The sequence below is a fragment of the Flavobacterium ponti genome, assembly GCF_042652765.1.
GTDB lineage: Bacteria > Bacteroidota > Bacteroidia > Flavobacteriales > Flavobacteriaceae > Flavobacterium > Flavobacterium ponti.
On sequence record NZ_JBHSGW010000002.1, the window covers coordinates 206,876 to 227,439 of the forward strand.

Annotated in this window: 21 protein-coding genes; 5 read left to right on the forward strand and 16 right to left on the reverse strand. The window is 30.3% G+C overall.

What is annotated here, in order from left to right; genetic code table 11:
• Window positions 1-6: 6 nt before the first annotated feature.
• The 5 genes from ACFO3U_RS03505 to mraZ are packed head-to-tail and all read right to left on the reverse strand — an operon-like array spanning window position 7 to window position 5,154.
• Entirely contained in the window at window positions 7-1,470 is a 1,464-nt protein-coding gene (locus ACFO3U_RS03505) for a UDP-N-acetylmuramoyl-L-alanyl-D-glutamate--2,6-diaminopimelate ligase (protein ID WP_379738347.1), read from the reverse strand.
• A complete protein-coding gene (locus ACFO3U_RS03510) occupies window positions 1,467-3,458 on the reverse strand; it encodes a penicillin-binding transpeptidase domain-containing protein (protein WP_379738348.1) in 1,992 nt (663 codons plus the stop codon). Before ACFO3U_RS03510 ends, ACFO3U_RS03505 begins: the two co-directional genes overlap by 4 nt.
• The gene (locus ACFO3U_RS03515) at window positions 3,449-3,796 is read right to left on the reverse strand and encodes an FtsL-like putative cell division protein (RefSeq protein ID WP_379738349.1); all 348 of its coding nucleotides are present in this window, start codon (window positions 3,794-3,796) and stop codon (window positions 3,449-3,451) included. Before ACFO3U_RS03515 ends, ACFO3U_RS03510 begins: the two co-directional genes overlap by 10 nt.
• A gap of 4 nt (window positions 3,797-3,800) precedes the next feature.
• Entirely contained in the window at window positions 3,801-4,709 is a 909-nt protein-coding gene (rsmH, locus tag ACFO3U_RS03520) for a 16S rRNA (cytosine(1402)-N(4))-methyltransferase RsmH (protein ID WP_379738350.1), read from the reverse strand.
• Complete coding sequence (gene mraZ / locus ACFO3U_RS03525) at window positions 4,684-5,154, reverse strand: division/cell wall cluster transcriptional repressor MraZ (RefSeq protein WP_379738351.1); 471 nt, start codon at window positions 5,152-5,154, stop codon at window positions 4,684-4,686. Before mraZ ends, rsmH begins: the two co-directional genes overlap by 26 nt.
• Window positions 5,155-5,519: 365 nt before the next feature.
• Here mraZ and ACFO3U_RS03530 point away from each other — a divergent pair, with 365 nt between their 5' ends.
• Window positions 5,520-6,275, forward strand: a complete 756-nt coding sequence (locus ACFO3U_RS03530) for an alpha/beta fold hydrolase (protein WP_379738352.1) — start codon at window positions 5,520-5,522, stop codon at window positions 6,273-6,275.
• A 40-nt stretch (window positions 6,276-6,315) separates the two neighbouring features.
• Window positions 6,316-6,936: a ribosome biogenesis GTP-binding protein YihA/YsxC gene (gene yihA / locus ACFO3U_RS03535; RefSeq protein WP_379738353.1), complete on the forward strand. Its 621-nt coding sequence runs from the start codon at window positions 6,316-6,318 to the stop codon at window positions 6,934-6,936.
• Window positions 6,937-6,993: 57 nt separating this feature from the next.
• On the opposite strand, the gene gldC is transcribed toward yihA, so the two are convergent.
• Together gldC and gldB are read right to left on the reverse strand one after the other, a co-directional pair.
• On the reverse strand, window positions 6,994-7,326 hold the full coding sequence (gldC, locus tag ACFO3U_RS03540) for a gliding motility protein GldC (protein WP_379738354.1): 333 nt from the start codon (window positions 7,324-7,326) through the stop codon (window positions 6,994-6,996).
• Entirely contained in the window at window positions 7,326-8,288 is a 963-nt protein-coding gene (gldB, locus tag ACFO3U_RS03545; RefSeq protein WP_379738355.1) for a gliding motility lipoprotein GldB, read from the reverse strand. Before gldB ends, gldC begins: the two co-directional genes overlap by 1 nt.
• 78 nt (window positions 8,289-8,366) lie before the next feature.
• On the opposite strand from gldB, the gene nadE reads away from it, so the two are divergent.
• Both nadE and ACFO3U_RS03555 read left to right on the forward strand, forming a co-directional pair.
• Complete coding sequence (nadE, locus tag ACFO3U_RS03550) at window positions 8,367-9,176, forward strand: NAD(+) synthase (RefSeq protein ID WP_379738356.1); 810 nt, start codon at window positions 8,367-8,369, stop codon at window positions 9,174-9,176.
• Between the two features lie 65 nt (window positions 9,177-9,241).
• A complete protein-coding gene (locus tag ACFO3U_RS03555) occupies window positions 9,242-9,865 on the forward strand; it encodes a LuxR C-terminal-related transcriptional regulator (protein ID WP_379738357.1) in 624 nt (207 codons plus the stop codon).
• On the opposite strand, the gene dnaG is transcribed toward ACFO3U_RS03555, so the two are convergent.
• The 6 genes from dnaG to rlmN form a co-directional block, all read right to left on the reverse strand.
• A complete protein-coding gene (gene dnaG, locus ACFO3U_RS03560) occupies window positions 9,862-11,838 on the reverse strand; it encodes a DNA primase (RefSeq protein ID WP_379738358.1) in 1,977 nt (658 codons plus the stop codon). The two genes, ACFO3U_RS03555 and dnaG, sit on opposite strands and share 4 nt — an antisense overlap.
• A gap of 109 nt (window positions 11,839-11,947) precedes the next feature.
• Window positions 11,948-13,012, reverse strand: coding sequence for a hypothetical protein (locus ACFO3U_RS03565; protein ID WP_379738359.1), 1,065 nt, complete (start codon window positions 13,010-13,012; stop codon window positions 11,948-11,950).
• Between the two features lie 35 nt (window positions 13,013-13,047).
• Window positions 13,048-13,803: a hypothetical protein gene (locus tag ACFO3U_RS03570; protein WP_379738360.1), complete on the reverse strand. Its 756-nt coding sequence runs from the start codon at window positions 13,801-13,803 to the stop codon at window positions 13,048-13,050.
• Window positions 13,790-14,353, reverse strand: a complete 564-nt coding sequence (locus ACFO3U_RS03575; RefSeq protein WP_379738361.1) for an RNA polymerase sigma factor — start codon at window positions 14,351-14,353, stop codon at window positions 13,790-13,792. The genes ACFO3U_RS03570 and ACFO3U_RS03575 overlap by 14 nt, the downstream gene beginning before the upstream one ends.
• A gap of 96 nt (window positions 14,354-14,449) precedes the next feature.
• Window positions 14,450-15,430 carry a polyprenyl synthetase family protein gene (locus ACFO3U_RS03580; protein WP_379738362.1) on the reverse strand — a complete coding sequence of 327 codons (981 nt, stop codon included), beginning with the start codon at window positions 15,428-15,430 and terminating at the stop codon, window positions 14,450-14,452.
• A 63-nt stretch (window positions 15,431-15,493) separates the two neighbouring features.
• A complete protein-coding gene (gene rlmN / locus ACFO3U_RS03585; protein ID WP_379738363.1) occupies window positions 15,494-16,534 on the reverse strand; it encodes a dual-specificity RNA methyltransferase RlmN in 1,041 nt (346 codons plus the stop codon).
• A gap of 93 nt (window positions 16,535-16,627) precedes the next feature.
• Between rlmN and ACFO3U_RS03590 the strand changes: the two genes are divergently transcribed.
• Window positions 16,628-17,269, forward strand: a complete 642-nt coding sequence (locus ACFO3U_RS03590; RefSeq protein WP_379738364.1) for an O-methyltransferase — start codon at window positions 16,628-16,630, stop codon at window positions 17,267-17,269.
• Between the two features lie 2 nt (window positions 17,270-17,271).
• Here ACFO3U_RS03590 and ACFO3U_RS03595 read toward each other — a convergent pair whose 3' ends face one another.
• The 3 genes from ACFO3U_RS03595 to ACFO3U_RS03605 form a co-directional block, all read right to left on the reverse strand.
• The gene (locus ACFO3U_RS03595) at window positions 17,272-17,832 is read right to left on the reverse strand and encodes a phosphatase PAP2 family protein (RefSeq protein WP_379738365.1); all 561 of its coding nucleotides are present in this window, start codon (window positions 17,830-17,832) and stop codon (window positions 17,272-17,274) included.
• A gap of 2 nt (window positions 17,833-17,834) precedes the next feature.
• The gene (locus ACFO3U_RS03600; protein ID WP_379738366.1) at window positions 17,835-18,182 is read right to left on the reverse strand and encodes a twin-arginine translocase TatA/TatE family subunit; all 348 of its coding nucleotides are present in this window, start codon (window positions 18,180-18,182) and stop codon (window positions 17,835-17,837) included.
• A gap of 111 nt (window positions 18,183-18,293) precedes the next feature.
• Window positions 18,294-20,561 carry a M1 family metallopeptidase gene (locus tag ACFO3U_RS03605; protein ID WP_379738367.1) on the reverse strand — a complete coding sequence of 756 codons (2,268 nt, stop codon included), beginning with the start codon at window positions 20,559-20,561 and terminating at the stop codon, window positions 18,294-18,296.
• Between the last annotated feature and the right edge of the window lie 3 nt (window positions 20,562-20,564).

Here is a 20,564-nt window from a genome sequence, read left to right on the forward strand (position 1 = left end):
CTTGTTCTATTTGTTTAGTTGGGTTAATAATTCGGTTACTATTTTTAAATCATCAAAATCATGTCTAACACCATTTATTTCTTGGTAATTTTCATGACCTTTTCCTGCGATTAGTATTATATCGTTTTCATTTGCCATAACACAAGCCGTTTTAATAGCTTGTTTTCTGTCCACAATTGAAACTGTTTTCTTAAAATTTTGAGGTTCAACTCCTTTTTCCATGTCTTCGATAATTAATTCAGGAATTTCTGTTCTTGGATTATCGGAAGTTAAAATTGCTTTATCACTTAATCTTGAAGCAACCTCAGCCATTATTGGACGTTTAGTTTTATCTCTATCACCACCACAACCAACAACGGTAATTAATTGTTCATTTTTAGTTCTGATTTCTGAAATAGTTTGCAATACATTTTCAAGTGCATCAGGTGTATGAGCATAATCAACAATTGCTGTGATTTTTGATTTTGAAATGATAAATTGAAATCTCCCAGCAACACTTTCTAGTTCACTTAATAAGCGTAAAGCTTCAAGTTTATCCATTCCTAATTCTATAGCTACACCAAAAATAGCTAACATATTGTATGCATTGAAGTTTCCGATAAGCTTTACCCAAACTTCATTATCATTTATTTTTAACAACAAACCTGTCAATTGACTTTCTAAAATTTGAGCTTTATAATCAGCGTATGATTTTAGAGCATAAGTCAATTTTCTCGCTTTTGTATTTTGGAACATTACATTTCCGTTTTTATCATCAACATTTGTCAATGCAAAAGCTGTTTTTGGCAAATCATCAAAGAATGCTTTTTTAACATCTCTATACTCAGCAAATGAGTTGTGATAATCCAAATGATCATGAGATAAATTGGTAAAAACACCACCTTCAAAATGTAAAGCCTCTGTACGTTTTTGGTCAATTCCGTGCGAGCTCACTTCCATAAAGCAGAATTCACAACCTTCATTAACCATTTCGTTTAAGTAAAAATTAATTGTTAATGAATCTGGAGTTGTATGCGTTGCTTTAAACTCTTTATTATCCACTAAAATTTTAACTGTTGAAAGTAATCCAACTTTGTAACCAGCCTTTTTGAACAACTGGTATAAAAGTGAAGCAACCGTAGTTTTTCCATTTGTACCAGTAATTCCAACTAATCTTAATTTAGTAGAAGGATTATCATAAAAATTATTCGCTAAAAAAGCCAAAGCTTCATTGGTATTTTTAACTTGAATATATGTAACACCATTGATTATTTTTTCAGGAAATTCTTCGCATACTATTGCAGTTGCACCTTGATTTACGGCTTTTTCAATAAAATTATGTCCATCAGAAACTGAACCTCTAATGGCAACAAAGACATCATTCAAAGAGATTTTTCTTGAGTCAAAATCAATTGAATTAATAGCAATATCTGTTGAACCCTTCACAGCTTCAATAGATACTTTATATAATATGTCTTTTAAAATTTTCACGATAATTCTAATGTTATTTCTTGATTTTTATTGAATCTTTGACCTTTATCTATAGATTGCTTTTTGACTTTACCTTTGCCAATTACTTTTACTTTTAGTCCTAAATTTTCCAAAAGAACAATAGCATCCATAACAGGCATTCCTTTTACATTTGGCATAATATTTTCGTCAGTTTTCAAATCATATAGTTTAGCATATGATTTATTTTGACTTGGAATTTTAGTGTCTAATTGTTTTACTTCATTTGTAGAAGGAGCATCTGTATAAATTTTTTGTGCAATACGTTTAAAAACTGGTCCAGCCACATCAGCTCCATAATAACCAGCTGCGACATTTGGTTTGTGTACCACAACAATGCAAGAATATTTTGGTTCATCAGCAGGAAAATAACCTACAAAAGATGATGCGTAATATAATTTTGATTTATCTCTATAATTCATTTGAACCGTTCCGGTTTTTCCAGCCATTGAAAAATTTGGTGAATATAATTTTGAACCAGTTCCTTTTTTGACTACATTTTGCAAAACAGCTCTCACTTTTTTAAGCGCTTCATCAGAACAAATTTTTTCGTTTATTACTTCAGTATCAAATTTTTGAACTGTTTTGTTCCATTCTTTAATTTCTTTTACAAAAAAGGGTTTAATCATTTTACCATCATTTGCTACTGCATTGTAAATTGCTAAAGTTTGTAATGGAGTTACTGAAACACCATATCCATAAGCCATCCAAGGCAAAGCAATTCCAGACCAATCTTTTGAACCTGGTTGAGGAATTTTTGGTTTCCCTTCTCCAATGAATTGTAATCCTAAAGGTTTATTTAATCCGTAACTGTCAATTCTATTTACAAATTCACTAGGGTTATTTTTGTAATTATCATAAACTGCTTGTACTAAAACCGTGTTCGATGAAAGTTCAAAACCTCTAGCCAAAGAAATTTTTCCGTAACCACCTTTATGAGAATCACGAACCGATTTTCCGTAATATTTTACAATTCCACCTTGTGTATCATAAACCTGACTTGTATCTACTTTTTTATCATCTAACAAAGCAATTAAATCAAGTAGTTTGAATGTTGAACCTGGCTCAGTTGATTCCGCAACAGCGTAATTTTGAGTTTCGTAATACGTTCCGTCTTCATCTCTTCCTAAATTAGAAATTGCTTTCACTTCACCAGTTTTTGTTTCCATTACCACAACACATCCATGATCTGCTTGGTAATATTCAAGTTGTTTTAACAAAGCATGATGAGCAATATCTTGAATATATACATCTATTGTTGAAATGATATCATAACCATCTTGAGGTTCTAGTTCATTGACATCGCTAATTGGTTTCCATTGATTTTTTGCAATTTTTTGCATCATTCGGTGACCATTACTTCCGTCTAAATATTTTTTGAATGCATATTCAATTCCTTTTCCATTTGTACTTCCATCTGCATTTTTCCTTTCATAACCAATAGTTCTTTCAGCAATTTTTCCAATTGGATGTTCACGAACTGTTTTTTGCTCTGTGATAATTCCACCTCTAAAAGTTCCTTTGTTGAACAATGGAAAACCTTTTATTTTCATATACTCTGTATAGCTTAATTTTCTAGCTATTAGTAAGTATCTGTTTTGAGAAGCTCTTGCTCTTCTTAATTCCGATAAAATTTGGCCTGCTGGTTTTTGCAAAAGAATGGCTAATGAATCCGCAAGAGGACTTACAAACTCTTCAAAATCTTCTTTTTTAGGAGCCAATGCATCAAAACGAACTGTATATTCTGGAATTGAAGTGGCTAATAAACTTCCGTCAGAAGAATAAATATTTCCTTTATTGGATGGAATTTGAAAATTTTTAACCGTTAAATCTTTGGCCAATTGACGATAATATGGTCCGTCAACCCATTGAATATTAGTTAATTTAATAACAACGAGAACAGCTATCATAAACATGACACCTGCAACCAAATACATTCGCATTGAACTATTTTTTCCCTCTATTGCCATAATTTGTTAACTATTCCTTTTTCTTCTGTTTTTAAAACTTTTATTTTTTGTGGTGGAACTTCAGAAGGCCTAATACCTCTTGCTTCCATTTTTGTGGTGATTGTAGATTCCATTTTCAACTTCATTAAATCAGAACGTGTGTCTACAAATTTTGACCGCAATTCTTTTACTTCGTTGGTCAGCTCTGTTATTCTGTAATTTTTAGCATCATACCTGTGATTATTGGCAATCATAATCATGGCTAAAACAATTAAGAAAACAATGAATTTCCAGTTCTTTAATGAATCATCACTCACTAAAAATTTTGCTTTTAACAAACTGTAAACATTTGCTTTCATACTCTTACTTTTTTTCTGCTATTCTTAATTTTGCACTTCTTGCTCTATTGTTGATTGCAATTTCTTCGTTTGATGGAACAATTAATTTTTCAATTGTTTTAAAAGGAACTTCAAAATTTCCAAAAAAATCTCTTTCTGGCTCACCTTCAAACATTCCATTTTTCACAAATCTTTTTACCAATCTATCTTCTAAAGAATGATATGAAATCACACTTAATCTTCCTTCTGGTTTAAGAATTTCTAAGGATTGCGTTAAAAATTCTTTTAAAGCTTCCATTTCTTGATTTACTTCAATTCGGATAGCTTGATATATTTGAGCTAAAATTTTATTGCTTTTATGACCTGGCAAAAATTTACTTAAGATTTGTTTTAGTTGTTCTGAATTTTTAATTGGAGCATCTTTTCTAGCATTTACAATCACATTTGCCATTGATCCACCATTTTTTAACTCTCCAAATTCCAACAAAACACTTTTTAAAGCAGCTTCATCATAATCGTTGATTACATGATAAGCCGAAAGCTCTCCTTTTTGATTCATTCTCATGTCTAATTCAGCTTCAAAACGAGTTGAAAAACCTCTTTCAGCCACATCAAATTGGTGCGATGAAACTCCTAAATCAGCTAAAATTCCATCAACTTGTTTTATGCCATGAAAACGTAAGAACCTTTTTATAAATCTGAAATTTTCATTTATCAAAGTGAATCTTTCATCATCTATTGTGTTATTCAAAGCATCTAAATCTTGATCAAAAGCAAACAGTTTTCCATTTGCACCAAGTCTTGACATTATTTCTCTTGAATGACCACCACCACCAAAAGTCACATCAACATAAATTCCATCAGGACGAATGTTTAATCCATCTACAGTTTCCTTCAATAATACTGGATTATGATATTCCATCTTCGTCATCATTTTGACCACCCATTACTTCTTCTGCCAAATCAGCAAAATCGTCAGTAGCATTTTCTATTGCGTTTTCGTATAAAGTTTTATCCCAAATCTCAATTATATTGATAGCTGAAGACAACACTAAATCTTTTTCAATTTGACCAAAAGCAATTAAATCTTTCGGAATCAATAATCTTCCTGTAGCATCAATTTCAACCACTTTTACACCAGCTGTAAAACGTCTGATGAAATCGTTATTCTTTTTCACAAATCGATTTAACTTGTTGATTTTAGCCATCATTTTATTCCATTCAGCCATTGGAAACAATTCTAAACAAGGTTGAAACACAGAACGCTTCAAAACGAAGCCATCCTCCAAAGACGCAAATTGCTTCTTCAGTGGAGCTGGCATCATCAGCCTTCCTTTGGCATCTACCTTACATTCATATGTTCCAATCAGCGTACTCACAAGTGGGATTTTGACTTTATTATTTACAAAAATATAAATTTTCTACCACTATTTACCACAATCTACCACTTTGTTGATAAGTTTATCCACTATTTGGCCAAAAAATGGGATGAAATGAAAATTTAGGTTTTTTAAAAAACTTGACAAATAGAAGAAATACAAGGCTTTCGAAAAATTTAAACCTATAACAAAAGCAAAAATTTAAACTTATTAACCATAATATGAAGCTGTTAATAATCTAAAATCAGTCTATTTGACAGCTTTTTTTGTAAGAAAAAAACAAGTAAATCAAAATATTAATAAATTACTTTTAGCTATTTTTAAAAGTCTTATATTTGTGCATATTTCTAATACGAAATTTTTTTATGTTAAAAAAAGAAAGAAAATATACTTACTATGAAGTAGGTGAAGGAACACCAATTATAATACTTCATGGTTTGATGGGAGGATTAAGTAATTTTGACGGTGTAACGAATTTTTTACCTTCAAAAGGGTATAAAGTTATTATTCCTTTGCTACCCATTTATACGCAGAGTATCTTAAAAACAAATGTAAAAGCGTTTTCAAAATTTGTACACGATTTTATACTTCATAAAAAACTAGACAAAGTTATTTTATTAGGCAACTCTTTAGGTGGACATATTGCTTTATATCACACTAAAATGTATCCTGAATTAATGAAAGGCCTTGTTATTACTGGAAGTTCTGGATTATATGAAAGCGGAATGGGTGAAAGTTATCCAAAACGAGGAGATTATGAATACATCAAGAAGAAAAGTGAAGATGTTTTTTACGATCCTAAAGTTGCTACAAAAGAAATAGTTGATGAAGTTTTTGCTACTGTAAACGATAGAATTAAGTTGATTAAAACACTTACTATTGCCAAAAGTGCTATTCGTCATAATATGGCAGCAGACTTGCCTAAAATGGAAACTCCAACATGTATTATTTGGGGAAAAAATGATAAGGTGACACCTCCAAATGTAGCTGAAGAGTTTGACCAATTATTACCAAATTCTGAATTATTCTGGATAGATAAATGTGGACATGCTGCCATGATGGAAAGACCTGAAGAATTTAATGAAATTCTATTAAACTGGCTTCAAAAACACAACTTATAACATTATTCCCCTTCAATTGGGGAATTTTATTTTACATACAATGAAAATCAACACAGCCGAATTTATAATTAGTAATTCTGAAGTTAGTAAATGTCCTAATGAACCTTTACCAGAATATGCATTTATAGGTCGTTCTAACGTAGGAAAATCATCTTTAATTAACATGTTGACAGAACGAAAAAAATTGGCAAAAACATCTGCAAGACCAGGAAAAACTCAGTTAATTAATCATTTTAAGATTAATAGCAATTGGTATTTAGTAGATTTACCAGGTTATGGATATGCAAAAGTTTCTAAGAAAACCAAAGCTGTTTTCCAACAATTTATTACAGATTATTTTGAAAAAAGAGAACAATTAGTTTGTGCTTTTGTTTTGATTGATATTCGTTTGGAAGCTCAAAAAATTGATTTAGAATTCATCACCTATTTAGGAGAAACTGAAGTTCCTTTTTGTATCATTTTTACTAAAGCAGATAAAATTGGAAAATCTAAAATCGCTTCAAACATTGCAGCATACAAAAAACAATTATTAGCTAATAATTGGGCAGAAATTCCTCAATATTTTGTTACTTCTTCCTCAGAAGGAACTGGTAGAGATGAAATTCTTGAATTTATTGATGGAGTTAATGAAGATGTATTTAAAAACATGAATGAGTTTTAATAAAACTAAAAATTTTTAGATTCCAAAATAATTATTTCAGAATCTAAAAATTAATTACTATTTAATTAAGTCTAATTTCTCAGCAAAATAATCACAAAAATCTTTCATTGTAGCAGTCATTTTTTCATCGTCTGTTGCTCTGTAATAGGTTTCAGACATTGCAACTAAAGTTTGATGAAAAAACAATTTCATTTCATCTACAGGCATATCTTTCGTCCATAAATCGATTCGTAATGTTTCTTGAGCTTTGCTATCCCAAATAGACATTAAGATTGCTTTTGATTCTTCAAGTTCAATTCCACCATCTTTGGCTGTCCAACTCAATTTTTCTGGAATTTTATTTTCGTCTAATTCAACTAAGAATTTTATTTCTGATTTTTTATTTGGCATTATTTCTTTGGTTTATATTTTGATTCTTCAAATAGTTCTTTAGCACTCAAGGCTAATAACTCTTGTAATTTTACATCTGGATGATTTTCCATGTAACTTCTAACAATTTGCCAACCCAACCAAGCTCCAACTCTTCCTGGTGATTCGTTATCTATTTCTAAATAAAATTTTGAAAAAGGAGCTTCATTCATGAAACGTTGTTCGTTTTTTGGATTTGTATCATACAGTAATTTGTTTTCAATAAAATAACTCCACATTTGAGCTTCATTTTCTTCACACCATCTATACTTATCTTCAGTATAAGCAATTTTGACATTATCAGGTACATCTGGAATTATCAAATCTTTCATGTACAATTCTTTTCCTTTATAAATCATTAAAGAAAGTAAGGTTCTGTCTTTTGGTGGAGCAATTTTTCCATAAGAAAAACTGCTTACAATATCTGGTAAAATTTGAGATTCATCAAATTCAATACGCATATATTCTGGAAAAGTCTCATAAAAACGATGGTCTTTTCCTAAATAACAATCCAAAGAAATAAACAAATAATCATCTACAAAAATAGATTTTGCATCTACATCAACTTCTGTTATTACAGTTATAACTCTAGGTGTTTTCTTTTCTGGATAATAATATTTTACATGTTTTAATAAATCTTCAATTTGAGGTTCTAATTTACCAATAGAAGCATATTTTTTTTGAACCTCATCAAACAATTCTCTTGAAATAGGGTCTTTCAATTTATTAGTCCAGATAGTATCTGCATATATTTCAGGAAATAGAAAAGGGTAATCACTTTTTAATTTTGGTAAATCTTCAGGTTCAGAGGTGTAAAATTTTTGGTCAAATCGTTCCACTTTAAAGCTTACAGGAATTGCAGAAACATCAACTTCTTGTTTTGTTTCTTTTTTACACGAAATAATAAATTGAAAGGCAATTAATAAAAAGAAATACTTCTTCATTGTAAAAAAAAATTATATTTTTATAGAAAATAAATCAAGCTACAAATATACATTTAATAGTATAAATTATTCAATAAAATGACGACAGATTCTACTCTATTTCAAGCCGAAAAAATCAACAATCATATTGTAAAATGGTTACTTGACTATGCTAATAACGCAAAAGTTAAGGGTTTTGTTGTGGGAATATCAGGTGGAATTGATAGTGCATTGACTTCTACCCTTTGTGCACAAACTGGTTTACCAACATTATGTGTTGAAATGCCTATTCATCAAGCAGAAAGTCATGTTAATAGAGCGAATGAACATATTGACCAATTAAAAAATCGATTTCCTAATGTATTGAATGAAAGAGTAGACTTAACTCCATCATTTGAAACTTTTAAAAATAGTGTTCCAAATTCTGAAAATGAAGTTGCTTATAATTTATCATTAGCAAATACAAGAGCTCGTTTGCGAATGACTACTTTGTACTATTTAGCTGGAATTCATGGTTTTTTAGTAACTGGAACTGGTAATAAAGTAGAAGATTTTGGCGTTGGATTTTACACAAAATATGGTGATGGTGGTGTAGATTTGAGTCCGATTGCAGATTTATTAAAAAGTGAAGTTCGCTTATTAGCAAAACATGTTCATGTTCCTGAAAGTATATTGACAGCAAAGCCTACAGATGGTTTGTTTGGAGATGATAGAAGTGATGAAGATCAAATTGGAGCTAATTATGATGAATTAGAATGGGCAATGGCTGCTTATGAAAATGGAAAGACCGAAAATGACTTTTCTGACAGAGAATTAGTAGTTTTTAAGATCTATAAACGACTGAATTTTCTTAATCAACATAAAATGAACCCGATTCCTGTCTGTAAAATCCCACAAGAATTAAAATAAGAGCTTGATATGATTGAAGATATTACATTTTTTTTTATCTTTACTTATACATATAATAAATAAAAATGATTAAAACCTGCGTCGCTGATAATAATCCTGTAATTTATCAAGGCATAAAATCATACCTAAAAGATTCTGTTGATTTTGATGTTATGGGACACGTATCTTCACTTGAAGATCTTCATGAACTACTAGACAATAAAGTGGTTCACTTAGTTATTTTGGATATTGAACTAAATGGCTTATCTAGTATAAGGGATGTTAAAATTTTAGTTAAGGATTACTCTACCACCAAATTTATTATTTTTTCTAATGTATCAGAAACCCTTTATGCTAACAATGCTTTAAAAGTTGGAGTGAGAGGTTATTTAGAAAAGAATGTAAGTATGAAAGATTTTGGAGCTGCTTTAAAATCTGTTTCCATGGGTAATATTTACACCAGTGAAGCTGTAAAAAAACTTTCTCAAAGCGATTCTAAAAACAGTGACCGTTTACACAAAAAATTATCATCAAGAGAAATTGAAGTTTTAAAATATTTAGCTGATGGCAAAAAGAATAAAGAAATCGCAACTATATTAGGTCTAGACGAAAAAACAATTAGTACATACAAATTACGTTTACTTCATAAATTAAATGTTACTAATTTAATTGACTTGATAAACAAAGCAAGAACTTTTCAGTTGGTTTAATGGTGTCTACTCATCACTCTACCTAATTTTTTTGAGAACACATTAGTTAAACCTAAATAATCTCTTACCATAGATAAAATTTCAGTATTATCATCTTGATTTTGCTGAATAATATTAGTTTTGAGTTCGTCAATAATTTTGTTTACCAAATACCATCTTAAAGTTAAGATTGTCTCTGTGACATATTGAGATATGGACTGCTCTTTAAGTTTAACAATGATTTGCTGACCTTCCCAATTATGGATAACCTCTTTTTCTTCATTCATTAAAATTGAAGTGACTTCTTGAGCAATTTCTTCTGGAATTTGTTGTAAATATTGCTCAATTTCAAATTGTTCTGTTCGATTATAATAATCAATGACATCTTTATAAATAGCTGCAAAAATTGGATTTGCAAGTTCGACCTCATCTTCTTGTAAACTCAAATAAATCCTTTGATAAACTTTATAGGAATTCATTTCTTTATGTTCATACAATTCACCTTCTTCATTGGCTTTGTAAACAACATCTTCAAACTCTTCTTCAATATTTCCATATAAAAGTAAAATTTGTATGATTTGATGTTCCAATTCGTATTGAATATCGACTTTATTGGTTTTTGCAACAACATCATTTTTAACTACATCAAATGCTTTTTGGTCTGATTTAAATTGCTTATTAGCATCCGAAATGTCTTTTTTAACCAGTTGTGCTAGAGTATTAAACAAAACATCTTCAGAAATGTCCATAATTCGAGCACATTCTTGAATATAAATTTCTCGTTTAATTCTGTCAGGAATTTTGGAAATACTGACCACCATATCACGAATCAAATCCGCTTTTTTGATGGGATCATTTTTGGCATCCAACATCAAAAGAGAAGCTTTGAATTGGATAAAATCTTTAGCATTTTCTTCCAAATAGCGTACTAAATCATCATAAGACGTTTTTTTAGCAAAACTATCTGGGTCATCACCATCAGGAAACGTGCAAACTTTGACGTTCATTCCTGCTTCCAAAATTAAATCAATTCCACGAACCGAAGCACGAAGACCAGCTGCATCACCATCAAAAAGTACCGTAATATTTGGTGTTAAACGATTGATTAATCGAATTTGGTCTGGTGTTAGAGCAGTTCCTGAAGAAGAAACGACATTTTCAATTCCAGCTTGATTAAATTGGATTACATCAGTATAACCTTCAACTAAATAACAATTATTGTGTTTAGCAATGGCTTGTTTTGCATGATAAATTCCGTAAAGTACTTTACTTTTATGGTAAATGTCACTTTCTGGTGAATTTAAATATTTAGCCGCTTTTTTATCATTTGTTAAAATTCGACCTCCAAAACCTAAAACACGCCCACTCATACTTTGTATAGGAAACATCACACGACCTTTGAAACGGTCAAATTGTTTGTCTTCTTTTACAATGGAAAGTCCGGTTTTTTCTAGATAATCTAATTTATATCCTTTTCCTAAAGCTTCTTTTGTAAAAGCATCCCAACTTTCTGGAGAATATCCTAGATTGAATTTTTTTATGGTATCAGAAGTGAATCCTCTTTCTTTGAAATAAGATAATCCAATGGCTTTTCCTTCTTCATTATTCCAAAGAATATCTTGAAAATACTTACTAGCAAATTCGGAAACCAAATACATACTTTCTTTCTCATTCGCAACAGCTAAATCTTCATCTGTTTGAACGGTTTCTTCTAATTCAATATTGTATTTTTTGGCTAAATAACGAATGGCTTCTGGATACGTAAAATGTTCGTGTTCCATCAAGAATGAAACTACATTTCCACCTTTTCCACTAGAGAAATCTTTCCAAATTTGTTTAACCGGAGAAACCATAAACGAAGGAGACTTCTCATCTACAAAAGGACTCAAGCCTTTGAGATTACTTCCAGCACGTTTTAAATTTACGAAATCACCAATCACCTCCTCTACTCGAGCGGTTTCAAAAACAGTTTCTATGGAAGCTTGTGCAATCAATTTTTAAGGTGGCTAAGTTATAAAGTCGCTAAGTTACAAAGTTTAAAAATAAAAAAACCTACAAGATTATTAAAACCTTGTAGGAAAGTATGAATAACTAACTCAAATATTAATTAAAATCGAAACGAAGACCTAAAGAAATATTATTTTGATCAATTGCATTATCTTTAAATAATGGATTCATATCGTATTTTAAATACAAACTCGTTTCTTTATACCCAATGTAAGCACTTAATCCGTAAACAAAATCAGAAGTATTAAAATCTCCTTTTTGTTTATTTTTTACTTTGTCTCCATCTAATTTATATTTAGTAATTTGTTTAGATTTGATATTAAATCCTCCATAACCACCAAGTCCAATTCTAAGAGATTCATGTGTTCTGAAATAGGTTTTTGATCCGTCTTTTGAAAGTTTTTTTGGAGTAAAATCAAATTCTAAATGAACTGGCATAACTAATTGCACATTTCTTAATCTAGATTCTGTTAAATCAACTGCTGCCGTTTGCAATTCTGTTTGGTTACCATTTTTAACAAACAATCTGTTATCTGTTGGACGAAGATTATTATACATAACAGATAATCCATATTTTGCATGTAATAAATTTGCATTTTTAAGAATTCTAGTGTTGTAAGTCAAACCCCATTCATAAAAATGTGAACCTGCAACTCGAAAATCCGAATTTTCAATGTTTTCTCCTTCTGTGATTAAATTATTTAATCCTAAAGCAAATACAAATTGAGATGTTGTTCTACGTTCTTTGTACTCTCTTGGCTTTCTATCTACAGTGTCGTTTTCTATTTTAATTACGAATCTCTTTCCTATTCTAACAGAAGTTGTATCAGTTTCATATTTGACTTTACCATCAACTTTATCTTGTATCAATTGATTTAGCTTTTCTTCTTCAGCAGCAACTTTTGTTTCTATGTTTAAAGCTCTTTCTTCCGCTATTTTCAATTTAAGTTCATCTGCTTTTTCTTTTGTAATTTTTCCTTCTAAAATTTGATTATCAATTGCTTCGATTTCAACCCTAAGTGCTTTTTTCTCTTCGGTTGTTATGATTTCTATTTGATTACCTATTTCTTTTGCTCTTTCTTCAAATGTTTTTTCTTGAGCAACTGTTTTTCCTATGAAGGAAATGAGCATAATGACTGTGTAAAAAATAATTTTTTGCATGATTCTCGTTTTTTTGATTGATGATTGATTTTTATTTATTCTTCGTAGTTACGATTTGCTAAAACCGTTTTAATTGAGTTAAAATTCTTATTTAATTTTTCTAAAGCAGATTCTCTATAAGATTGATAAATTTCATTTTCTGCATTTGATATCAAAGCATTTGGATTTACAGAAATTCCTTTTCTCGTTCTTTTTACTTCTTTTTCAGAATTATTTTTTTTAAATTTTGTGTTACTTACTTCTGCTAATAATTTTTCTGCTGAAATATATTTAGGAGAGTTTGGCAGTACATTTTGAGTATTTGTTTTAGTGTTTTCAGCTACAACTTTCTGATTGGTGTTTTCTATTTGTTGATTGATGATTGAAACTTCTTGTTGGTTGTTGGTTATTGGTTGATGGTTGTTAGTTTCAGAAACAGCCATTACTTTTTGATTATTGATTAGACTATTTTGAGTTTCTTTTAAAACAGTGTTGTTTTCAACTATAACTTCATGATTTTCCTCTCTTTTATCTATTTTCTCTTCTCTATTTTCTATATTTTTTTCAACATCAACAACTATTTGCTCTTCTTTAATTGGCTCTACAATTGTACTTTGATTATAAAAATAATACCCAACTGAAGCAAGCACAATAAATGAAGCTGCAATATTTATCAAGAAAAAACCTTTTTTCTTTGGCTTTTCTTCCATACTCAACATAGCATCTAATCTATCCCATGAGTTAGCACTTGGCTTCATCTCGCGATTGTTTAGCTTTTGCTGAATTTGTTTTTCAAATTTATTTAGTGCCATTTTGACTATTCTTTAGTTTGTTAATTTGCTCTTGCAATAATTTTCGTGCGTGAGCTAACTGTGATTTTGATGTTCCTTCATTAATCTTCAACATCTTGGCTATTTCGTTGTGTTTGTATCCTTCAATTACATAAAGATTGAAAACCATTTTACATCCTTCTGGCAAATTATCAATCAGTAGTTGAATATCTTCTGTTGAAAAATCTTGCTCTTCAGAGAAATCATTTGGCAAAACTGTTTCTTCTATATTCTGATGATTAAAATTGTTTTTCTTGACTCGAATATAATCGATACATTCATTCACCATAATTCTTCTAATCCAACCTTCAAAACTTCCTTTGTGTTCAAATTTTTTGATGTTTGTAAACACCTTCATAAAAGCAGTTATCATTACATCTTCGGCATGATGCACATCTTTAATGTATTGACGACAAACACTTAACATCTTTGGAGAAAAATTAGTATACAATTGGTGTTGTGCTTGTCGGTTATTTTGGACAGCCAATTGAATTAGTTCTTTTTCTTTTTGATGTAATTGTATTACTTTCATTTTTTGAATTTAGAATTCTGAAATTATAAATTTAGAAGCCTTCTATTAACCTAGACGATAATGACTTTAAAATGGTTGTAAGTAAATTAAAAAAAATTATTTTTTTCTTTCAATAACGTAGTTCACCATTAAAATCAATGAAGCTTTATAATCTGATTCTGGAAAATCTTGTAGGAGTTGAAGTGCTTCTTGTTGGAATTGCACCATTTTTTGTTCTGCGTAAACTAATCCGTTTTTGTCTTTTACAAATTGGATTACTTCTTTGACTCTTTTTTTGTCTTTGTTGTGATTTTTTACGGAATTGATTACCCAACTTTTTTCTTTTTTGGAACAATTATTCAAAGCGTAAATTAAAGGCAAAGTCATTTTTTGTTCTTTGATGTCTATTCCTGTTGGTTTTCCAATAGCATCGTCTGTGTAATCAAATAAATCATCTTTAATTTGAAAAGCCATTCCTATTAACTCACCAAATTTTCGCATTTTTTCGACTACAGCAGTATTTTCAGGAGCAACAGAACAAGCTCCAAGCGAACAACAAGCAGCAATAAGTGTAGCTGTTTTTTGTCGGATTATTTCGTAATATACATCTTCTGTGATATCTAATCTTCTTGCTTTTTCTATTTGGAGTAATTCACCTTCACTCATTTCTCGAACAGCAACTGAAATTATTTTCAGCAAATCAAAATCGTTATTATCAATTGAAAGTAATAATCCTTTAGAAAGTAAATAATCACCTACCAAAACGGCAATTTTATTTTTCCAAAGGGCATTTATGGAAAAAAAACCTCTTCTTTTATTGCTATCATCCACAACATCATCATGAACTAAAGTTGCAGTGTGAATTAATTCGATTACAGAAGCACCACGATAGGTTCGTTCGTTTACAGTTCCTTCCGAAATCATTTTTGCAGTTAAGAAAACAAACATAGGTCGCATTTGTTTTCCTTTTCTATTTACAATATAATAAGTAATTCGATTTAATAAAGCGACTTTTGAAGACATTGAATCGTGAAACTTCTTTTCAAAAAGTTCCATTTCCTTTACAATTGGTAGCTTTATTTGTTCGACTATTTTCATATATTTAACAAAAATAGACTATTTGAATGAAGCTAAAAAGAAAATAATGCTCTTCATTTAAAATTATGATTTGTTTGCCAATTGTCCACAAGCAGCATCAATGTCTTTTCCACGACTTCTTCTGACTTTAACTACAATATTATTTTTTTCTAAAGCAGTGATATAATCATTTGTTGCCTGTTCTGATGCTTGTTGAAATTCTCCATCATCAATTGGATTATATTCAATCAAATTGACTTTACAAGGAACGTATTTACAAAATTTTACTAAAGCATCAATGGAAGCTTTATCATCATTAATTCCTTTCCAAACTACATATTCGTAAGTAATTGCACTTTTTGTTTTTTTGTACCAATATTCTAATGCTTCACGTAATTCTGGCAACGGAAAACTTTTGGTGAAAGGCATGATTCTATTTCGAGTTTCTTCGATGGCAGAATGAAGCGAAACAGCTAACTTGACTTTTACCTCATCATCAGCCATTTTTTTAATCATTTTAGAAACTCCAGAAGTAGAAACTGTGATTCGTTTAGGTGACATACCTAAACCTTCTTTTGACGTAATCATTTCAATAGATTTCATTACGTTTGGGTAATTCATCAAAGGCTCACCCATTCCCATGAAAACGATGTTTGATAAAGGTCTGTCAAAATACAAACGACTTTCGTTATCAATTGCAGCAACTTGGTCATATATTTCATCTGGATTTAAATTTCGCATACGTTTTAAACGAGCAGTGGCACAAAAATTACAATCCAAACTACACCCAACTTGACTAGACACGCAAGCTGTAGTTCTAGTTTTTGTTGGAATAAGCACGCTTTCCACAATTAAATCATCATGGAGACGAACAGCATTCTTTACGGTTCCATCTTCACTACGTTGAATAGTATCAACCTTTATGTGATTAATTACAAAATTCTCTTCTAACATTGCACGTGTTTCTTTGGAAACATTTGTCATGTCTTCAAAAGTATGAGCACGTTTACTCCACAACCATTCATACACTTGATTGCCACGAAAAGCTTTGTCTCCGTTTTTCTCAAAAAAATCACGAAGTTGATCTTTGGTTAAAGCTCTTATGTCTTTTTTTGTCGTTTGCATGGTGCAAAAGTAAAGAAAATAGAGAATAGAAAATAGAGAATAGAAGAAAGAAGTGTTGGATTTTGTATTTTTGCTATTCTAAAATTCAATTTTATGCATTTTATTTCAGAAGAATTAGAAGATTATGTCGCAAATCACAGTCAAGTTGAACCTCAAATCCTAAAAGAATTAGACATTGAAACACATCAGAAAATAATGCAACCTCGAATGTTGAGTGGTCACTTTCAAGGTAGAGTTTTGAGCATGTTGTCTAAAATCATTAATCCAAAACATATTTTAGAAATTGGCACATATACTGGTTATGCCGCTTTATGTTTGGCAGAAGGATTGCAAAAAGATGGAACTCTGGATACCATTGATATCAATGAAGAATTAGTTGAAATTCAGGATAAATATTTTGGATTATCTGATTACAAGAATCAAATTATTTCTCATTTGGGTAATGCTTTGGAAATTATCCCAACATTAAATAAAACATTTGATTTGGTTTTTATTGATGCTGATAAAGAAAACTACATCAATTATTATAATATGATTGTTCCAATGATGAACAAAGGTGGAATAATTTTGTCCGACAACGTTTTATGGAGCGGAAAAGTTATTGAAGAAATAAATCCAAAGGATACTAGTACCAAAATTCTTGTTGAATACAACAAATTAATCAATGAAGATTCAAGAGTTGAAACTGTATTATTACCAATTCGTGATGGCTTGACAGTTACTAGGGTTTTGTAAATTTAGTTTTTTACGTACTTTTTCATGAATAAAGTATACAGTTTATAGAAAATAGTTCCGGTTATTATTCCAAAAACGTAACCAGTTAAAATGTCTAGTGGATAATGCAATCCTAAATATATCCTACTGTAAGCAAAAATTAAAGGAAATAAAAACAACAAATAGGTATGTCTATAATACTTCCTAAGAATTGAAACTATAAAAATGGTTGAGGCCATTGAACTTGAAGCATGACCAGAAAAGAAACTGTATGAATTTCTCTTAATTAAATTTCGCATTATAGGAGCTAATTCAGCTTCATTTGAAGGTCTTAAACGTTGAAAACTATGCTTTACAACATTGGTCATTTGGTCCGTAAAAGTGATTAAAAGCGCTAAAAAGACTACTATAATACCTAAGTTTTTCCAACCCATTTTTCTTTGGATTAAATATAAAATAGCAATAATTAATGGTGCCCAATAAATTTGCTTGGTAATAATCAACCAAAAACCATCATATTGTTCTGAACCTAAACCATATAAAAAACTAAATAGTTCTCTGTCTAATTTTAATATTTCTTCCAAAATTATAGTTGTCTTTTTATAGGTCCAGATAAACTTTCAATATCTTCTTTTACTTTCTCTATTGGTTTTGTTACTTCTGAAGCGATGTTTTCCATTGGATTTATTGCTTTAGTAATTCCTTCTTTTGCTTTTTTAATTTCATCTGAAATTCCACCTGTTAAAGAATTAACATCTACTCCACTTTCTGTTGCACTTTTCTGAATTTCACTTTTAATTTCGTTAGAAGCATTTTTCAATTGTGCCATCGTTTTGCCTAAAAAACGGGCAACATCTGGGATTCCTTTGGAGCCAAAAATCATAATTGAAATTAATATAATAAAGAAAAGTTCTCCTCCTCCTATTCCGAACATGGTTGTAAAATTTAATTTTAAAAAGCAAAGTTACAAAGAAAAAAATAACCTTTGCCAAAGTTTGAAATTTTGACAAAGGTTTAACTTATTTTATTGATTATAAAATGATAATTATTTTTTTTCTAATTCATCAAATTTAGTTTTTAGAGCTTCTTTCGGCCACATATTATTTTCTAAGTCAATATCAGCAGTTTCTAATTTTGGGTCTAATTGCATTTTAACAATTTTTTTGTCTGTTGCAAAAACACGTTTAGCTGTATCATTATTCATTCTCCAAATTTGAGCAGGAAATTTTTGAATTTCTGAAGATCCATCTTCATATTGTAATTCAACAATAATTGGCATAATCATTCCACCTGGTTTTTCGAATTCTACTTCATAGAAAAATTTAGGAGATTTTAAATCACGCTTTTGTTCTGCTGTATAATGTTCATTAACATAATCTTCTAGTATTTTTACATCTTTAACTTCAAACGCTTTTTTATTCTTTTTGTTGAATTCTTTATGATTTTCATCAACTAAATATATAAAAGGTCCTTCATTATAAGTAAAACGACCTGTTCTCATTTTATAATCTTTCATTTCAGATGTTGGCTCAAGAGAAACGTAATATTCTTTTACTTCTTTAATTCCTAAATCCACATAATCAGTAGAATAGAACCATCCTCTAAAAAACCAATCTAAATCTACTGCTGAAGCATCTTCCATGGTTCTGAAGAAATCTTCTGGAGTTGGGTGTTTAAATTTCCAACGTTGTGCATAGGTTTTGAAAGCGTGGTCAAATAATTCGCGACCCATAATAGTTTCTCGAAGAATATTTAAACCCGTTGCTGGTTTTCCGTAAGCATTTGAACCAAATTGAAAAATATTTTCAGAATTGGTCATGATTGGTGTAATAAATTTTTGGTTTCCTTTCATATATGGAACAATCTTAGCAGCTGGACCTCTATCAGTTGGGAAGTTAGCATCAAATTCTAATTCTGTTAAATATTCTAAGAAAGTATTTAAACCTTCATCCATCCAAGTCCATTGTCTTTCGTCAGAATTAACAATCATTGGGAAAAAGTTATGTCCAACTTCGTGAATAATAACACCTAACATTCCATATTTTGTTCTATCTGTATAAGTTCCATCTTTTTCTGGACGTCCAAAATTCCAGCAAATCATTGGATATTCCATTCCTTGATCTTGTGCTGAAACTGAAACTGCTTTTGGATAAGGGTAATCAAAGGTATGTTTTGAATATGTTTTTAAAGTTTGTGCAACTGCTCTTGTAGAATATTCTCCCCAAAGTGGATTTGATTCTTTTGGGTAAATTGAAATCGCCATTGGTTTTACTGTTTCAAGCTGAACAGCCATAGCATCTAGCATAAATTTACGAGAAGTAGAAAATCCAAAATCACGAACATTCTTAGCTATAAAGTGCCAAGTTTTCTTTTTTTCTGAAAAACCTTTTTCAGCTTTTTCAGCTTCATCTTGTGTAACAATGATTACTGGTTTGTCAAACGTGTTTTTAGCTTTTTCCCATCTTTTAACTTGTTCTGCTGTGAACACTTCTTTTCTGTTTTGAAGTTCACCTGTTGCTTCCATCACGTGATCAGCAGGAACTGTTATGCTTACATCATAATCTCCAAAAACAAGAGCAAATTCACCTCTTCCCCAAAACTGCATATTTTGCCATCCTTCAACATCATTATAAACAGCCATTCTTGGAAAAAATTGAGCCATTACATATAGTCGATTTCCATCTTCAAATTCTTCATAACCAGAACGACCACCATCAACTCTATAGTTGTTAATATTGTACCACCATTTGATAGAAAATGTTACTTTTTCTTTATTTTTTAGAGGCTTATCTAAATCAATACGCATCATTGTATTATTAATAATGTACTTCATTGGTTTGCCTTCAGCATCTTTTACATACTCTAAATTATGTCCTCCATCAAAACCTTTTTCCATAAATTCTTTTGCAAATCTATCTTCAGTCAAAGCTGGACTAATTCTTTCATTTCCTACTAAAGGAGTTTGAGAAGTACGAGAACGCATATTTTGGTCTAGTTGAACCCATAAATACTCTAATGATTCTGGTGAATTATTAGTGTAAGTAATAGTTTCTGTACCGTAAAGTTTTGCGTTTTTGTCATCTACTTCAACATTGATTTTATAATCTGCTTGTTGTTGATAATATGCTGGACCTGGAGCACCAGAAGCTGTTCTAAACATATTAGGTGTTGCTAACAAATCATACATTTGACGAAATTTATTTTCGTTATAATGTCCTGGTTCTTTCTTTTTGTCTTCTTGTTTTTCTTGTGCATTTAATTGTCCAAAAACAACAAAAAGGCTACAAAAAAGTAGTGATAATTTAGTTTTCATTGA

What these genes read in the sequence shown, in the direction of transcription:
- ACFO3U_RS03510 (WP_379738348.1), bottom strand. Translation starts at nt 3,458, where the DNA reads ATGGCAATAGAGGGAAAAAATAGTTCAATGCGAATGTATTTGGTTGCA.
- ACFO3U_RS03515 (WP_379738349.1), bottom strand. Translation starts at nt 3,796, where the DNA reads ATGAAAGCAAATGTTTACAGTTTGTTAAAAGCAAAATTTTTAGTGAGT.
- rsmH (WP_379738350.1), bottom strand. Translation starts at nt 4,709, where the DNA reads ATGATGACGAAGATGGAATATCATAATCCAGTATTATTGAAGGAAACT.
- ACFO3U_RS03530 (WP_379738352.1), top strand. Translation starts at nt 5,520, where the DNA reads ATGTTAAAAAAAGAAAGAAAATATACTTACTATGAAGTAGGTGAAGGA.
- yihA (WP_379738353.1), top strand. Translation starts at nt 6,316, where the DNA reads ATGAAAATCAACACAGCCGAATTTATAATTAGTAATTCTGAAGTTAGT.
- gldC (WP_379738354.1), bottom strand. Translation starts at nt 7,326, where the DNA reads ATGCCAAATAAAAAATCAGAAATAAAATTCTTAGTTGAATTAGACGAA.
- gldB (WP_379738355.1), bottom strand. Translation starts at nt 8,288, where the DNA reads ATGAAGAAGTATTTCTTTTTATTAATTGCCTTTCAATTTATTATTTCG.
- nadE (WP_379738356.1), top strand. Translation starts at nt 8,367, where the DNA reads ATGACGACAGATTCTACTCTATTTCAAGCCGAAAAAATCAACAATCAT.
- ACFO3U_RS03555 (WP_379738357.1), top strand. Translation starts at nt 9,242, where the DNA reads ATGATTAAAACCTGCGTCGCTGATAATAATCCTGTAATTTATCAAGGC.
- ACFO3U_RS03565 (WP_379738359.1), bottom strand. Translation starts at nt 13,012, where the DNA reads ATGCAAAAAATTATTTTTTACACAGTCATTATGCTCATTTCCTTCATA.
- ACFO3U_RS03570 (WP_379738360.1), bottom strand. Translation starts at nt 13,803, where the DNA reads ATGGCACTAAATAAATTTGAAAAACAAATTCAGCAAAAGCTAAACAAT.
- ACFO3U_RS03575 (WP_379738361.1), bottom strand. Translation starts at nt 14,353, where the DNA reads ATGAAAGTAATACAATTACATCAAAAAGAAAAAGAACTAATTCAATTG.
- ACFO3U_RS03580 (WP_379738362.1), bottom strand. Translation starts at nt 15,430, where the DNA reads ATGAAAATAGTCGAACAAATAAAGCTACCAATTGTAAAGGAAATGGAA.
- rlmN (WP_379738363.1), bottom strand. Translation starts at nt 16,534, where the DNA reads ATGCAAACGACAAAAAAAGACATAAGAGCTTTAACCAAAGATCAACTT.
- ACFO3U_RS03590 (WP_379738364.1), top strand. Translation starts at nt 16,628, where the DNA reads ATGCATTTTATTTCAGAAGAATTAGAAGATTATGTCGCAAATCACAGT.
- ACFO3U_RS03600 (WP_379738366.1), bottom strand. Translation starts at nt 18,182, where the DNA reads ATGTTCGGAATAGGAGGAGGAGAACTTTTCTTTATTATATTAATTTCA.
- ACFO3U_RS03605 (WP_379738367.1), bottom strand. Translation starts at nt 20,561, where the DNA reads ATGAAAACTAAATTATCACTACTTTTTTGTAGCCTTTTTGTTGTTTTT.